We start from the raw sequence: 14,095 nt of genomic DNA, 5'->3' as shown, positions 1-14,095 counted from the left end.
GGCTGTCTTGGTAGTCGAAACTTGTTGTCCACCAATGGGTTTGATTGAGATACGCAGGTCAGGTTGGGTGAATCGGCTAGTTCGCGATCCGGATCGCGATGCCGGGGCGCGGGTGAAGGTCGCTCTGCCGGTGGTCACGCGCGGTGCAGGTGTGCTTCTAGCGTGGTGGTTACAACACCACCTGGAGGTCGTGTCAGCCGGATCCGGACCGGCTGGGCGGCACGGTCGGCTGGCTGACGTGAACCTGGGCGATGCCAGACGCAGAAACGGACGTCTTCGCTCGGTTCTGCAGCAGCGCCATGCCCACCAGAACAATCAGCGCGCCGACCGGCTCGCTCCACGACAACCGCTCGCCTAGTACCGCGACGCCCAAAGACACACCCACGATCGGAGTCAGGTACGTGACGGTCGACGCCTTGGTGGCGCCCCAATCGGCTACGACGTTGGTATTCCACACGTATGCCAAACCGGTTCCGACAACTCCCAGCGCCGTCACGCTGAGCACAACCGGCCAGGACAGATGCGCCGGTGCAGTCGCGATGAACGGCGCTGCAAGCAGCATGATCAACGCGCCTATGCCTACCTGGACGGTCGTCACCGCCACTGCGGGGAGCCTCAGCGGGGAGACAAACCGGCGCACGTACACGAAGGCCACTCCGTAGCAGAAAGTCGCCAGCAAACACGCTGTTTGTGCCGCGATCGAACTGCCCGTCGCTCCTCGCCAGGGTGCCAGTACGACCACCACACCCGCGAAACCCACCGCCAATCCGACCAGACTGGTGCGGGTCAGTCGCTCATCGGGCAGCACCGCCAACGCAACGATCATCGTCATCAGCGGCGTCGTCGCGTTGTAGATGCTGGCCAGCCCCGAATCCACATGCTGTCCCGCCCACGCGAACAACAGGAACGGCACAACACACAACAGGATCGCGACGACCGCCAGATGCAACCACACAACAGGATCACGCGGCAGCGACTGCCGTGTGACGGCAGCGATCACCACCAGCGCGGCCGCGCCGGCAACGAGGCGGCCCAGCACTACCTGCGCCGGTGACAACCCGTCAAGAGCCACCTTGATGAACAAGAAGCTCGCACCCCAAGCCAAGGCCAGCAGCACGAACTGCAACATCACTTTCCCGCGCATAGCCCTCAGTCTCGTGTCAATCACGGCGACCCGCTGGCGGATATCCGACCTCAGCCTGCGCGAACCGCGGTCTTATGTGGTTGGCCACGCGACCGACGTCACGGCAAGTATCCACTAAGGACGTAGACCTCCTGGTTCAAGCCAGCAACTCAGGGTGAGCGGGGTGCGGCCCGGCTGGGCGTTGGGTCGGCGGGCTGGGCCGGCGGGCCGGTTGCCCAACAACGTTGGTGGGCAGCCGGGCCGCCGTATCGGTGTGCGACAACAGCGCGGGGGTGAAGCTCGGGGTGAGCGGGGTGCGGCCCGGCAGGGCTCTGGTCGGTGGGCTCGGCCGGTGGCCCGGCTGCCCGACAACGTTGGTGGGCGGGCTGCCGGATCGGCCTGCGACAACAGCGCAGGGTCAAGCTCGGGGTGAGCGGGGTGCGGCCCGGCAGCGCGTTCGTCGGTAGGCGCGGCCGGTAGGCGCGGCCAGTGGGCTCGGCAGGCGGGCTCGGCAGGCTGGGCCGGTGGGCTGGATCGGCGGGCCGACTGCCCACCAACGTTGGTGGGCGGGCTGCCGGATCGGCGTGCGACAACGGCGCAGGGTCGGGCTCGGCGCCGCTGCTCGCGTGACGGCGTCGGCGCGGCTGTCGCCTCGGACAGCGAGCCGGCGGGCCGCAGGCTGCCGGGGGCGACTTGCCTTGCGGGGTGTGCGAGGTAGTGCTTGGCCGTGGCCGGATGCCTTGTGGGCCGGGCGGGTCAGCCGACTGGTTGTGGGGTTCGGGCTTGTGGGACGGACGGGGGGCGGTGGTGGTCCATCACGGCCAGTTCCAGTTGGCGGGCTGGGGAGTCGCCCAGGAGCTTGCGGGCCAGGGTGGTGCCCTTGCGCGGGGCCATGGCCAGCTCGGCTCTGAGGGCTTGGATGCCCACGTAGTGCGTCACCTCGTCGAGGATGGCCTTGGTGTCCGGGATCGAGCGGGTTCGGCGGATCGCGTCTACCGCCGCGCGTTCCAAGGGGGCCACGTGGAAGCCTCGGCGCAGGGCTGGTTTGGGTAGGCGGTCCGTTCGTTCCAGGCGCAGGGTGCCGTGGCCCCAGGCGCCGGAGTTGCGTGGGGCCAGGACGTGGATGGCGTCCGCTGTCGGCAGGACGGATCTCATGCCGTGCAGGTAGAGGGCGTCGAACGCGGTGAGCATCGCGCCTTCTCCCGCGTAGAGGAGGGCGGCCTGCACCAGTTGTTCCCGGGACGGGCCTGCTCTGGACAGCAGGAAGATGCTCGGGAAGAGGCGCTGCCAGGGGCCGCCCGGACGGCAGCGCTGGTCGATCAGGGACGACGACAGTCCTATGTGGATCAGGGCTGCCACTGGGGCCACTCGGTGGACGAAGAGGGTGCCCAGGGCTTCCAGGTCGATGGGGTGGCGCATGGGTCAATGGTGGGGGCGGGGATGGCGGGGAATTCCGGGGGACGCGGGATCTGTGGACAAGTTTGGGGCTGTGGACAAGTCGCGATCACTCGGGCTTCGGTTCGAAGTCCGCTGTCCTTTCTGGACTGTCGCGGAGTAGTGAGGCCGGCCGGACGGCCAGCGAGCCGAAGCGGGAACGGGCCTGGTCGGCGGCTTGTTCGGCTTCGCGCCAGCCTCGTTCCGGGGCGTCGAAGATCAATTGTTGGGCGGAGTCGGCGTTGTCAAGACCCTCTATTCGGACGCCGATCAGACGGACGTCGCCGGGCGGGACCTGGGTGTCGAGGAGCTCGGCGGCCACGCGGAAGATCTCCTGGGTCACGTCGGTCGACACCGGCAGGGTGCGGGAGCGGGTGATCGTGGTGAAGTCGGAGAAGCGGACTTTGATCGACACCGTCCGGCCGTGCAGACCCTTGGCGCGCAACGAACCCGCCGAGCGCTCCGAGAGGCGTAGCAGCTCGCGGCGCAGCAGTGCGCGGTCGGCGACGTCGACCTCGAAGGTCTCCTCGGCGCCGATCGACTTCTCCCGCGACACCGGCACCACCGCGCGGTCGTCCACCCCGGAGGCCAGCGTGTACAGGTGCTCCGCCAGGGCCACGCCGATCTTGCGGCGCAGGCGCGGCAGAGGCATGGCGGCCACGTCGGCGACGGTCTCCAGGCCCAGTCCCTCTAGCCTCGCAGCGGTTTTCGCGCCCACGCCCCACAAAGCGGAGACCGGCAGCGGGTGCAGGAACTCGAGAGAAGCAGCAGCAGGAACGACCATCATGCCGTCGGGCTTGCACATGCCCGAGGCGAGCTTCGCGAGGAACTTCGTCGACGACACCCCGACCGAACAGGACACGCCCTGGTCCGCCAGCACGCGGGCCCTGATCAACTCCCCGATGCCGCCGGGCGTCAGGCCCAGCCGGCGGAGCGCGCCACCGACGTCGAGAAAGGCCTCGTCCAGCGACAGTGGCTCCACCAGCGGGGTGATGTCGCGGAAGATCGCCATGACCCCGCGCGAGACCTCCTGGTAGAGATCGAACTGCGGCGGCAGGTACACGGCGTGAGGCGCCAACCGGCGGGCATGCGCGGTGGGCATCGCGGAACGCACGCCGTACTCACGCGCGAGGTAGTTCGCGGAACTCACGACGCCCCGCCCACCGACGCCGCCGACAACGACGGGCACGGATTCAAGCTCAGGGCGTTCGCGGATCTCCACCGACGCGTAGAAGGCGTCCATGTCGACGTGCAGCATGCGGCAGCCCGTGTCGTCAGGCCAGACGCCATCACGCGCACGGAACCGGTCCACCAGGCCGCGTGGCAGGTTCGCACTGCGACCCATGAACACCCCTTTCGAACGTCAGTTCGACGCAAATCCTACAGTTTGTACACGCGCGAGGCGTTCTCCGACGCGATGAGCCGTGCGATGCGATGCGCGTCGTCCTCCACGAACGCGTCACTCCGCAACCCATCAGCCAGGAAGTCCGACAACGCGCGCCGGAACAGCAACGCTCCGAGGTAGTACAACTCGGGCAGAGCGAAGGCATCGGAGGAGAACAGGAACTTCCCGTACGGCACGATCTCCAGCGCCTCGGCGAACACCCGCGACGCCTGGTGTCCCAGCCCGTGCGTGGCCAGCCCGAGATCGCAGAACACGTGCGGGAACACCTGCGCGAGGTACCCGGCCTGCCGGTGGAACGGGTAGTTGTGCAGCAGCAACACCGGCACACCAAGGGCAGCGGTCGCCCGCAGGAACGGCGTCAGCAACGACGGATCGCACTGGTGCAGATCGAGGTCCGAGTCGCCGTACCCCACGTGGAACTGCAACGGCAGCCCGGCGTCCAACGCCTCCCAAGCGAGCCAGGTGATCACCACCGGGTCCTCCAGCCGCCCGGACGACCACGCCGCCACCGCACGCTCCACCTCCGCGTCAGCAGGCCGCACGCCAGGAAGCCCCAGCCCGATCCGGTACGCCGCAACGGACTTCGCCCCCACCGCCGACGACGAGGCGAGCCGCGACCGGACGAGGTCGACGAACTCCGGGGGCGAGACCGAAGGCCTCAACGTCTCCGCCAGCACCTCCAGCCGCACGATCTCGTGCGCGACACCCCCGCCCAGCCCGGCCAGTTCGGCGGCCGACAGCAGCCGATCAGGCTGGAACCCGCCGTCCACCAGGAACGTGTGGATCCCGGACGCCATCAGGAACGTGCGCGACACCTCGGCGATGTGCAGCGAGTTCCGCCGTTCGAGGTACTCGTCGGCGGACGCGTGCCGTGGCAGGTCCAGCAACGGCGCGCACCAGCGCCGCACCGCGAACCCCACGGCGGAGTCGAAGAACGACCCACCCAGCGGGGAGACCGCATCGGCCTCCAGCAACAACGACTCGAACTCCGGACGAGCGCTGTCGGTGCGCAACACACCGTGGCAGTGGTGATCTATCAGCCCTAGTTCGGCGACGAACGGCAAGATGCCCATAACCTTAGGATCGTGGACTCTGCGGAACGGGACCAGCGGTTCGAGCGGGCAACGGAACTCTTCGACGGGCTCAACGCGCGGGACGTGAGCGTCGTGGCGCTCACCTGGGTCGACAACAGCGGCATCACCCGCACCAAGTCCGTCCCCCTGCGCAGACTGGCCCACGCGGCGGCGCACGGCGTGGGCGCGTCACCGGTGTTCGACGTCTTCCTGTTCGACGACTGGATCATCCAGGGCCGGTTCGCCGGCGGCCCGGTCGGCGACCTGCGCCTGCACCCCGACCTCGAGCGCCTCACCGTGCTCGCGGGCCAGCCGGGCTGGGCCTGGGCCCCCGCCGACCGCCACTTCCAGAGCGGCGTCCCCTACCCGATGGACCAGCGCCTGCAGGCCCGCAAGGCCGTCCGGAAGCTCGCCGACGCGGGCCTCACCGCCCAGGCGGGTTTCGAGATCGAGTGGTGCCTGGGCAGGACCGGCACCGACGACTGGGTGCCCGCGACGAGCGGCTCCGCGTACGGCCACGCCCGCCAGGTCGAGGTGTCCGACTACTGCGTCGACCTCCTCAACGCCCTGGACCGGCAGGACGTCGAGGTCCTCCAGTTCCACCCCGAGTACGCCGCCGGCCAGTTCGAGGTCTCCACCGCGCCGGAGGACCTGGTGGCCGCCGCGGACACGGCCGTGCTCGTCAAGGAGACCATCCGCGCCGTCACGATCCGGCACGGCATGCGCCCGTCGTTCTCCCCCAAGGTCGTCAACGGCGGCGTGGGTAACGGCGGCCACCTGCACCTGAGCCTCTGGCGCGACGGCACGAACCTCTTCGACGGCTTCCAGGACGAGGCGAGGCAGTTCAGCGCGGGCGTCCTCAACCACCTCCGCGCGTTGTGCGCGATCGGCGCGCCCTCTCTCGCGAGCTATCTCAGGCTCGTGCCGAACACGTGGGCCGCACCGTTCGTGGCGTGGGGCGAGGAGAACCGCGAAACGGCGCTACGCCTGATCCGGGACAACCTCGAAATCAAGTGCTTCGACCTGACCGCGAACCCGTACCTCCTCGTCGCCGGCGTGGTCGCGGCCGGTCTGGACGGCATCGCCACGCAGGCCGTGCTGCCCGAAGGCCTCAACGTCGACCCGGCGCTGCTCGGCGACGTCCAGCGCCTGCCCACGTCGCTCAAGGAAGCCGTCGACGAGTTCGAGAAGGACACCGTGCTCACCGAGGCGTTCGGCCAGGAGCTCGCGGGCACGATCGCCGACGTGCGGCGCGGTGAGATGGAGCGGTACAAGGACTCGAGTCCGCAGGGGATCGCCAACATCACTCGCTGGCGGTATTGAGCTCCTTGCGCAACCGCGACAGCGCCCGGTGCTGAGCGACCCGGACCGCACCGGGCGTCGACCCGACCGCCTCGGCCGTCTCCTCCGCCGACAACCCCACCATCACGCGCAGCACGACTATCTCGCGCTGCTTCTCGGGCAACACGCGCAGAAGCGTCGCCATCTGGTCCGAGAGCTCTCCTTGCATCGCGCGCTGCTCAGGCCCGGCCGCGGTGTCCATCGACTCCGGCAGTTCGGGCACGGCTTCGGCGCGGTTGCGCGAGAAGCTGCGGAACGAGTCCGCCACCTTGTGCGCCGCGATCCCGTAGACGAACGCCAGGAACGGACGCCCCTGGTCGCGATACGACGGCAACGAGGTCAGCACGGCCAGGCACACCTCCTGCGCCACGTCGTCGGCCGACGCGAACGATCCAACGCGCGCACGGCAGTACCGCACGATCAACGGCCGGATGGTGCCGAGCAGCCGTTCGATGGCGGCGCGATCACCGGCGACAGCGCGCGCGACGTGCTCGTCCGCGTTCTGCGGGCGGCTCGAGTAGTAGGAGGGCGCCGGCGGGTCGACCGGCTCCTGAGCGCCACCGGTGGTCCGCTCGACCAACGCGTCGAGGGTCCCCCTGGATGCGGAGACCGGCCCGCCCACGGACGAGCCCTGGACGGCTTCCGCGGGCACCTTGCGGTGCAGGCCGGGTGTGAACTCCACGCAGATCACCGTTCCTCTTCTGGACGCCGGCGCACCGCGAGACGCGCCCGCCGGATCCGCCCTTCGACCGCGCGCGGGGTGAGTCGCACCAACTCACCGATCTCCGCATGCGAATAGCCCTGGTCATGAAGGAAGAGCAACCGCTTGCTGTCCTCGCTCAGCGTGGCGAACGCGGCGTTCGCCGCCGCCTGCTCGATGACCGCGTCCTCGGGCGTTCCCTCGGCCACGACGTGTTCGAGCGAGGCAAGCGTGTCCACGAGCCGTACGTCCTGCCAGCCGAGTGCGTGCGTCTGCCAGCGGCGGTACACGTTCGGGAACGCGAGCACGCAAGCGTTGAGGAAGTACTCATTCAACGGCTGGCCGTGCTCGACCGTCCACTCCCGGCCGAGCAGACCCCGGTCCCGGAAGTAGACGAACCCCTCGTACACCGCGTCGCTCGCCAGTTCCTCGGCCTCCTGCCGCCCGATGTCCTGCTGGTGCAGGTAACGGCCCTGCCGCCCGCAGCGGGAGAAGATGGCACCGGACCGCACGAGCTTCGTAACGATCGTGAGTCCGTGCCCGAGAAGCTGACGGTGGAACTGGTCCCAGCGGGGTCCGGATAGCCCTGACTCGCGGAAGTGCTGAACCAGCACCCCGTCGATGCGCAGCCGGTCGGAGGCAAGCGCTGAGTCCGAACTTCCCATGCCCCCTGGTCCTTATGTCGGTGTCTTCCTGCCTCTAGGTATGTCGTTTGGGTGCGTCCACCCCACGCACTCGCCACTACTGGTAGCAAACGCAAACGAATGTCACCCGATCGGGACAGCCAATGACGCGATTTCCTTGCGAAGGCGACCGAGCGCACGGTGCTGGGCGACGCGAACCGCACCCGGCGTGGACCCCACGGCCTCCGCGGTCTCCTCGGCGGAAAGACCCACCACGACGCGGAGCACCAGAATCTCGCGCTGTTTGGCCGGCAGGAGGTGCAGCAGCCGGCCGAGTGCGCCGTTCAGCTCGTCCTGAAGAACGAAATCCTCCGGCCCGACACCCCGCACGGCTTGGTCGGGCACTTCGGCCACCGGCTCCGCTCGGTTACGAGCCAGTGCCCGATGCGCGTCGGCGACCTTGTGCGCGGCGATGCCGTAGACGAACGCGAGGAACGGCCTGCCTTGCTCCCGGTACTTCGGCAGAGCCGTCAGCACGGCGAGGCAGACCTCCTGCGCGACGTCGTCCGCAGTTGTCGCGGAGCGACCGACACGCGCGCGACAGTACTTCACCACCAGCGGTCGCAGGTAGCGAAGTAGCTGGTCAGTGGCCCTCGGCTCGCCTTGCACGGCCAGGCTGACCAGTTCTGCGGACAAAGCCGAACTCTCCATTCGAAGCGTCCCCTCGTCGACGTCCCGTGGAGGAGACGTGCGACACGTCACTCCTTATGCGGAAAGTAGGGAGAAACTTCAAACGTCACCCGTTTGCAGCAACGAACAGCGGTGGATACTAGGCATGGAGCAACCACTCCACGTAACCGAAACCCACGCGTTCCGCCAATCCGGTGAATTCGTGACGAGCAATCACCCAATACCGTGCCTTGCCCACCAGGAGTCGGCTTCGAAGGCGGTCAAATCAGTTCCTGGACCCCCGCGGACGTACGGAGCTTGGCCAGCGCACGGTGTTGAGCCACCCTCACGGCGCCCGGCGTCGAACCGATCGCCTCGGCCGTCTCCTCCGCCGTCAGCCCGACCACGACGCGCAGCAGCAGGATCTCGCGTTGCTTGTCCGGCAGACCCCGCAGCAACTGACCCAGCCGCGCCGAGAGCGAACCGAGCAGCGCGTTGTCCTCGGGGTCGACAGCCGACGACGGACCGTCCGGCACCTCGGCCACGGGCTCGGACCGGTTGCGCGCCGAGACCCGGTGCGCGTCCGCGACCTTGTGCGCGGCGATGCCGTAGACGAACGCCAGGAAAGGTCTTCCCTGCTCGCGGTAGGTGGGCAGCGCCGTGAGCACCGCCAGGCAGACCTCCTGCGCCACGTCGTCCGCCGACGCGTACGCCCTTTCGTAGCGACCGACGCGCGCACGGCAGTACCGCGCCACCAGCGGGCGCACGGAGGCCAGCAGCCGTTCGATGGCTTGCCGGTCACCCGCAACGGCCTCGTTGACCAATGAGGCCAGCAGGTCGGAACTTTCCATCGCGTTGGTCCCTAAGTCGGCAACGAAGTCATTATCTTTCGCCGCCAAGTTGTTCGGGACCACTCATCAGGGTCATAAAAGTCCGGCTGCAAAGGGTTTCAGTCGGTGCGGCGGGCAAGCACGTGCAGGCGGGCGGCGACGTCCCGGAGCGGGGAACGCGTGGCGGCGGCCAGTTCCAGCTCGGCGAGTGCGTCGGCGACACCCGGATTCGCGTCCAGCACCACGCCGGGCACGAGGTCAGAAACTACCCCGTGACCCTGCAGGATCTCCACGGACAGACCAGCTTCCAGGACGAGTTTCTCGAGTCCGGCGACATCGAACCGGCGTTGCAACGGGTCACGCGTGCCAGCGAGCTGCCCCGCGTCGTCGTCCAGCAGCCTGCGCGCGTCGACGATGCGGCCGGCGATAGCGCGGTGCAGGATCGCCGCGAACCGGTTCGCGACCAGCACCGACACGGCGCCGCCGGGCGCCACCGCGGCGGCCAGCGAGGCGAGGGCGGCGGGCGCGTCGTCCACGACCTCCAGCAGCCCGTGCGCCAGCACCAGATCGGCCTCACCAGCGGGAACGCCCAACGAGTCCGTGTCGCCCTGGACTGCGTTGATCGTCACACCGGCTTCGCGCGCACGGGTGTGCAGCGTGGCCAGTGCGTTCGGTGAAGGCTCCACGACCGTGACCGCGCAGCCTGCTGCGGCTAGGGGCACGGCCCAGACGCCGCTGCCGCCTCCGACGTCGAGCACACGGGGCTGTTGCCCACCCCTGCGCTCGCGTGCGGCGGCCAATTCGGCGTCGAGCACCCTCTGTACGGCGTCCGGTCGCATGTCCAACAGAGTAGGAGACCCTAGAGTAGGTCTGTGCATACGGTGTCCGTGCTCAGCCTCAAGGGAGGCGTCGGCAAGACGACGGTGGTGCTCGGCCTGGCCTCTGCCGCCCTCCGCCGTGGTGTCCGCACTCTGGTGATCGATCTTGATCCCCAGTGCAACGCCACGTCGACGCTGGAGCCAGAGGAGTCCAAGGCCAGCATCTACGACGTCCTGCAAGACCCGTCCGAGGAGAACGTCGAGCAGGCGATCCGCCCGAGCCGGTGGGGTGACGGCATCGACGTGCTGTCCGGGTCCGAGGACGCCGAGCTGCTCAACCACCCGGATCCGAACGAGTCGCGGCTGCATCGTCTGAAAGACGCGTTGCGCACGTTGCGCGACATGTACGACGAGTTCCCGTACCAGCTCGTGCTGCTCGACTGCCCGCCGTCGCTGGGCCAGCTGACCCGCTCGGCGCTGGTGGCGGCCGACCGCGCGCTGCTGGTCACCGAGCCGACGATGTTCGCGGTGGCGGGTGTGCAGCGGGCGTTCGAGGCGGTGCAGAACGAACGTGAGAGCAACAACGCCGACCTGCAGCCGTTGGGCGTCGTCGTGAACCGCGTGCGGCCGCGTTCGCACGAGCACCAGTTCCGCATCGAGGAGCTGCGCGACATCTTCGGGCCGTTGGTGATGCCGGTGGCGTTGCCGGACCGTCTCGCCGTGCAGCAGGCACAGGGTGCGTGCATGCCGATCCACGAGTGGGGCACCCCTGGCGCGCGTGAGGTGGCGCTGGCGTTCAACCTGCTGCTTGCCCGCATCCAGCGCATCTCACGGAGCCGGCGCCGGGCCGTGCACCACGACTTCGACGACGACGAGATCCAGGAAGCGGTGGATGCCTGAAGGGGACACGGTCTTCCTGGCCGGTCATCGCATGCACGAGGCGCTGGCCGGGAAGACGCTGCGACGCGGCGAACTGCGTCATCCCCGGCTGGCCGCGCTGGACCTGAGCGGTCTGGACGTGCTCGGCGTGCGCACGTACGGCAAGCACATGTTCACCCGGTTCTCCGACGGCAACAGCCTGCGCAGCCACTTCCGGATGGACGGCTCGTGGCACCTCTACCGGCCCGGCGAGCGCTGGCGTCGTCCCGCGCACCAGGCCCGCGCGGTGTTCGAGGTGGACGACCGGCAGGCCATCGGATTCGCTCTGCACGACCTGGAGTTCCTGCCGACCGCCGACGAGGATCGGCTCATCTCCCATCTCGGACCTGATCTTCTGGCAGCCGGGTTCGACGCCACTGAGGCTGTTCAGCGGTTGACCGCGGATCCTTCCCGGGCGATCGGGCTCGCATTGTTGGATCAGCGGATCATGGCCGGAGTCGGCAATCTCTACCGCGCGGAAGTGTGTTTCCTGCTGCGTGTTCTGCCGACCGCCCCAGTGTCATCCGTGGACGCGTCACGTGCGGTCGCGTTGTCACGGAAGCTCTTGCAGGCCAACCAGTGGCGGCCCGAACAGCGCACCACCGGCGACCCGCGCGTGCAGCACTACGTTTTCGAGCGGACCGGCAAACCCTGTTTGCGTTGCGGCACAAGAGTCCGATCGGACGAGATCGAAGGCAGATTCGTGTACTTCTGCCCAAAATGTCAATCAGGTTGAACCGAGACGCTCTTGCAGCCGTGTCCCCCAATATGGCGGTCGATCTGGATGCGTTGCGCCCCGGCTTCACCGATGACCCGTACGCGGTGCTGAAAAGCCTGCGCGACGCAGGTCCCGTGCACCGCGTCGAGACCCTAGGCGTGCCCATGTGGCTCGTGACCCGCTACCCCGACGTGCGCGCCGCACTGGACAACCCGCTGCTGTCCTCGCACGGCTCCGCGCTCGCCGAACCCCTGCGCGGCCATCCGCACTTCGCGTCGTGGTGGTTCGGCGACCTGTCGGACCACATGATGAACAGCGACGAGCCTGATCACACGCGTCTGCGCCGTGCGGTGTCGAGCCAGCTCACGCCGCGCCGCATCGCCGCACTGCGGCCCCGGATCGAGCAGGTGGCCGCCCAGCTGGCCGGTGACTTCGCCGACTCCGGGCGCTGCGACCTGATCGCGGACTTCGCGGCGCCGCTGCCGATCACCGTGATCATGGAACTGCTCGGCGTCCCCGCCGTCGACCAGGAGAACTTCCGCTACTGGGCGGACGTGGTCACCGGGCTGGCGGACGGCGACGCGTCCTCTGCCCGTGAGGAGACATCGGGGTACCTGCGCGACCTCGTCACGCACAAGCGGACGTCCGGTGACGACGACCTGATCGGCGGCCTGGCCCGCTCGACCGGCGAGGCAGCGCTGTCCGACAGCGAACTGGCCTCGCTGGCGTTCCTGCTGCTCGTGGCCGGTTACACCACGGCCGTCGACCTCGTGGGCAACGGCGCGCTGGCGTTGCTGCGCCACCCAGAGCAGCTCGAACTGCTGCAGCGCTCGTCGTCACTGCTACCGGGCGCCATCGAGGAGTTCCTGCGGTTCGACGGTCCGACTTCGCACCTGCTGCGCTTCGCGACGAGGCCGCTGACGATCGGCGGCGCGCAGGTCCAGGCGGGCGACGTCGTGCTGCTGTCGCTGGCCTCCGCCGAGCACGACGGCACCCGGTACCCGCGGGCCGACCAGCTCAACATCGAGCGGGCGGACCGCCAGCACCTGGCGTTCGGGCACGGCATCCACTTCTGCCTGGGCGCGCCACTGGCCCGGCTGGAGGGCGAGGTGGCGTTCCGGACGCTGCTGGGGCGGTGCGCCGGGCTGGCCCTGGACACCTCGCAGCCGCTGTCGTGGCGGGTCTCGCTGGGCAGCCGCGGATTGCGGGGGCTGCCGGTGACGTTCCGGACCAAGCCCTCGATGCCGTTGGACGAGCAGGCGACGATCAAGGTGCCGAAGCCGCTGTAACGGCGTCGGCGGAAGTCGGCAATCATTGGCGTGAGTCAGCCGATGACAGCACCCCGACATCCACCGCCACCGTCTCCCACCCGCGCGGCGCGCGCGTTCGAGGAGATCTACGAGGCTGAGTTCGACGTGGTCACGTCGTACTTCGCCCGGCGTACCTCCGATCCGCAGACGGCCGCCGATCTGACCGCGGACACGTTCGTCGCCGCCATCACGTCGTTCTCCACGTTCGACCGTACGAGAGGCACGGCGCGAGGCTGGGTTCTCGGCATCGCACGGCGGGTGTTCGCACAGCACTGCGAGGCCACCACACGTGGCCGGGACGTGGTGGCGCGCATCCACGGGCGGCGTGTGCTCGACACCGACGAGATCACCGACCTGGTGTCGCGCATCGACGCGGAACGGGAAGGCCGCGAGCTGATCGCGGCGATGGCGGCGCTCAGTCCCGCCGACCGCGAGGTGATCGAACTGGTCGACCTCGTCGGGATGGCACCGAAGGACGCGGCGAAGGTGCTGGGCATGTCGTCCGGCGCGCTGCGGATCAGGCTCTTCCGGGCGCGCGGCAAGGTCCGCGACCTGGCATCGAACGGGGGACAGCGATGACGACGTTCAAGGACAACCTGCTCAACGACCTGATGCGCGAGCACGGGCAGACGGTGGAAGGGGCGCCGGAGCGGCACAGGAGGTCCGCGCGGCCGTTGCTGGCAGCCGCCGGAGTGCTGGCCATGGCCGGTGCGGCGACCATCGCGATCGTCAACAGCGACTCCCCTGCCTACGCCGTCACCAAGAACGCCGACGGCAGCGTCACGGTGAGCATCCGGGACATCAAAGGGGTCGACGCGGCCAACGCGAAGCTGCGCGAGTACGGCATCGGCGCGAAGGCCGTGCCGATGTCACGCGACTGCGCGGAGCTGGACGAGACCAAGATGGACCTCCTCGGCGACTACGTGCTTCCGCGCGTCGCCGACGACGGCGCCGTCACGATGAGCCCCGGCGACATCCCGGCCGGGTACACGGTGCTGCTGGGCATCTCGAACCGGCCGGACCGCGACACCGGGCTGGGCTTCACCGGCCCGATCCGCGACCCCGCGCCGGACTGCCTGGCGGAAGTCGGGAACTGAGGCGCTGCGCGCCCACCCTGAGCTGGCGTTATAGGG

General features: G+C 68.8%; 15 protein-coding genes. 6 read left to right on the top strand and 9 right to left on the bottom strand.

The window, feature by feature from the left end; translation table 11 throughout:
- Positions 1 to 193: 193 nt before the first annotated feature.
- From BLR21_RS26800 to BLR21_RS26785, 4 genes are all read right to left on the bottom strand, one after another.
- Positions 194 to 1,144 carry a DMT family transporter gene (locus BLR21_RS26800; RefSeq protein WP_090009991.1) on the bottom strand — a complete coding sequence of 317 codons (951 nt, stop codon included), beginning with the start codon at positions 1,142 to 1,144 and terminating at the stop codon, positions 194 to 196.
- Between the two features lie 735 nt (positions 1,145 to 1,879).
- On the bottom strand, positions 1,880 to 2,542 hold the full coding sequence (locus BLR21_RS26795) for a hypothetical protein (protein WP_090009658.1): 663 nt from the start codon (positions 2,540 to 2,542) through the stop codon (positions 1,880 to 1,882).
- 85 nt (positions 2,543 to 2,627) lie between these two features.
- The gene (locus BLR21_RS26790; RefSeq protein ID WP_090009988.1) at positions 2,628 to 3,902 is read right to left on the bottom strand and encodes a DNA polymerase IV; all 1,275 of its coding nucleotides are present in this window, start codon (positions 3,900 to 3,902) and stop codon (positions 2,628 to 2,630) included.
- A 35-nt stretch (positions 3,903 to 3,937) separates the two neighbouring features.
- A complete protein-coding gene (locus BLR21_RS26785) occupies positions 3,938 to 5,035 on the bottom strand; it encodes an amidohydrolase family protein (protein WP_090009654.1) in 1,098 nt (365 codons plus the stop codon).
- A gap of 12 nt (positions 5,036 to 5,047) precedes the next feature.
- On the opposite strand from BLR21_RS26785, the gene BLR21_RS26780 reads away from it, so the two are divergent.
- Positions 5,048 to 6,358 carry a type I glutamate--ammonia ligase gene (locus BLR21_RS26780; protein ID WP_090009650.1) on the top strand — a complete coding sequence of 437 codons (1,311 nt, stop codon included), beginning with the start codon at positions 5,048 to 5,050 and terminating at the stop codon, positions 6,356 to 6,358.
- Here the strand turns inward: BLR21_RS26780 and BLR21_RS26775 are convergent.
- The 5 genes from BLR21_RS26775 to BLR21_RS26755 all read right to left on the bottom strand — a co-directional run bounded on the left by BLR21_RS26775 (position 6,339) and on the right by BLR21_RS26755 (position 10,037).
- Positions 6,339 to 6,998, bottom strand: coding sequence for a sigma-70 family RNA polymerase sigma factor (locus tag BLR21_RS26775; protein ID WP_420843915.1), 660 nt, complete (start codon positions 6,996 to 6,998; stop codon positions 6,339 to 6,341). The two genes, BLR21_RS26780 and BLR21_RS26775, sit on opposite strands and share 20 nt — an antisense overlap.
- A gap of 65 nt (positions 6,999 to 7,063) precedes the next feature.
- Entirely contained in the window at positions 7,064 to 7,741 is a 678-nt protein-coding gene (locus BLR21_RS26770; RefSeq protein ID WP_090009647.1) for a sigma factor-like helix-turn-helix DNA-binding protein, read from the bottom strand.
- A gap of 102 nt (positions 7,742 to 7,843) precedes the next feature.
- The gene (locus BLR21_RS26765) at positions 7,844 to 8,410 is read right to left on the bottom strand and encodes a sigma-70 family RNA polymerase sigma factor (RefSeq protein WP_090009644.1); all 567 of its coding nucleotides are present in this window, start codon (positions 8,408 to 8,410) and stop codon (positions 7,844 to 7,846) included.
- Positions 8,411 to 8,649: 239 nt separating this feature from the next.
- The gene (locus tag BLR21_RS26760) at positions 8,650 to 9,219 is read right to left on the bottom strand and encodes a sigma-70 family RNA polymerase sigma factor (RefSeq protein WP_090009641.1); all 570 of its coding nucleotides are present in this window, start codon (positions 9,217 to 9,219) and stop codon (positions 8,650 to 8,652) included.
- Positions 9,220 to 9,317: 98 nt separating this feature from the next.
- Positions 9,318 to 10,037, bottom strand: a complete 720-nt coding sequence (locus BLR21_RS26755; protein ID WP_090009638.1) for a class I SAM-dependent methyltransferase — start codon at positions 10,035 to 10,037, stop codon at positions 9,318 to 9,320.
- A 33-nt stretch (positions 10,038 to 10,070) separates the two neighbouring features.
- Here BLR21_RS26755 and BLR21_RS26750 point away from each other — a divergent pair, with 33 nt between their 5' ends.
- From BLR21_RS26750 to BLR21_RS26730, 5 genes are read left to right on the top strand one after another with little or no spacing between them, the layout of a single operon-like run.
- Positions 10,071 to 10,916: a ParA family protein gene (locus BLR21_RS26750; RefSeq protein WP_030479497.1), complete on the top strand. Its 846-nt coding sequence runs from the start codon at positions 10,071 to 10,073 to the stop codon at positions 10,914 to 10,916.
- Positions 10,909 to 11,670, top strand: a complete 762-nt coding sequence (locus BLR21_RS26745; protein WP_090009635.1) for a DNA-formamidopyrimidine glycosylase family protein — start codon at positions 10,909 to 10,911, stop codon at positions 11,668 to 11,670. Before BLR21_RS26750 ends, BLR21_RS26745 begins: the two co-directional genes overlap by 8 nt.
- A gap of 32 nt (positions 11,671 to 11,702) precedes the next feature.
- Positions 11,703 to 12,941 (top strand): cytochrome P450 family protein, encoded by a 1,239-nt coding sequence (locus tag BLR21_RS26740; RefSeq protein WP_176929802.1) that lies wholly within the window; start codon positions 11,703 to 11,705, stop codon positions 12,939 to 12,941.
- Positions 12,942 to 12,983: 42 nt separating this feature from the next.
- Positions 12,984 to 13,541: an RNA polymerase sigma factor gene (locus BLR21_RS26735; protein ID WP_090009629.1), complete on the top strand. Its 558-nt coding sequence runs from the start codon at positions 12,984 to 12,986 to the stop codon at positions 13,539 to 13,541.
- Positions 13,538 to 14,059 (top strand): hypothetical protein, encoded by a 522-nt coding sequence (locus BLR21_RS26730; protein WP_090009628.1) that lies wholly within the window; start codon positions 13,538 to 13,540, stop codon positions 14,057 to 14,059. Before BLR21_RS26735 ends, BLR21_RS26730 begins: the two co-directional genes overlap by 4 nt.
- The last annotated feature ends 36 nt before the right edge of the window (positions 14,060 to 14,095 follow it).

Origin of the sequence: Lentzea albidocapillata subsp. violacea (assembly GCF_900100275.1) — a bacterium.
GTDB classification, from domain to species: domain Bacteria; phylum Actinomycetota; class Actinomycetes; order Mycobacteriales; family Pseudonocardiaceae; genus Lentzea; species Lentzea violacea.
The sequence above is the reverse complement of the archived record's forward strand: the minus strand, read 5'-3'. Positions and strand labels throughout refer to the sequence as shown.

Coding starts and splice junctions, on each gene's coding strand:
- BLR21_RS26765 (WP_090009644.1), bottom strand. CDS start 8,410: ATGGAGAGTTCGGCTTTGTCCGCAGAACTGGTCAGCCTGGCCGTGCAA.
- BLR21_RS26770 (WP_090009647.1), bottom strand. CDS start 7,741: ATGGGAAGTTCGGACTCAGCGCTTGCCTCCGACCGGCTGCGCATCGAC.
- BLR21_RS26800 (WP_090009991.1), bottom strand. CDS start 1,144: ATGCGCGGGAAAGTGATGTTGCAGTTCGTGCTGCTGGCCTTGGCTTGG.
- BLR21_RS26790 (WP_090009988.1), bottom strand. CDS start 3,902: ATGGGTCGCAGTGCGAACCTGCCACGCGGCCTGGTGGACCGGTTCCGT.
- BLR21_RS26795 (WP_090009658.1), bottom strand. CDS start 2,542: ATGCGCCACCCCATCGACCTGGAAGCCCTGGGCACCCTCTTCGTCCAC.
- BLR21_RS26785 (WP_090009654.1), bottom strand. CDS start 5,035: ATGGGCATCTTGCCGTTCGTCGCCGAACTAGGGCTGATAGATCACCAC.
- BLR21_RS26760 (WP_090009641.1), bottom strand. CDS start 9,219: ATGGAAAGTTCCGACCTGCTGGCCTCATTGGTCAACGAGGCCGTTGCG.
- BLR21_RS26740 (WP_176929802.1), top strand. CDS start 11,703: ATGGCGGTCGATCTGGATGCGTTGCGCCCCGGCTTCACCGATGACCCG.
- BLR21_RS26755 (WP_090009638.1), bottom strand. CDS start 10,037: ATGCGACCGGACGCCGTACAGAGGGTGCTCGACGCCGAATTGGCCGCC.
- BLR21_RS26735 (WP_090009629.1), top strand. CDS start 12,984: ATGACAGCACCCCGACATCCACCGCCACCGTCTCCCACCCGCGCGGCG.
- BLR21_RS26730 (WP_090009628.1), top strand. CDS start 13,538: ATGACGACGTTCAAGGACAACCTGCTCAACGACCTGATGCGCGAGCAC.
- BLR21_RS26745 (WP_090009635.1), top strand. CDS start 10,909: ATGCCTGAAGGGGACACGGTCTTCCTGGCCGGTCATCGCATGCACGAG.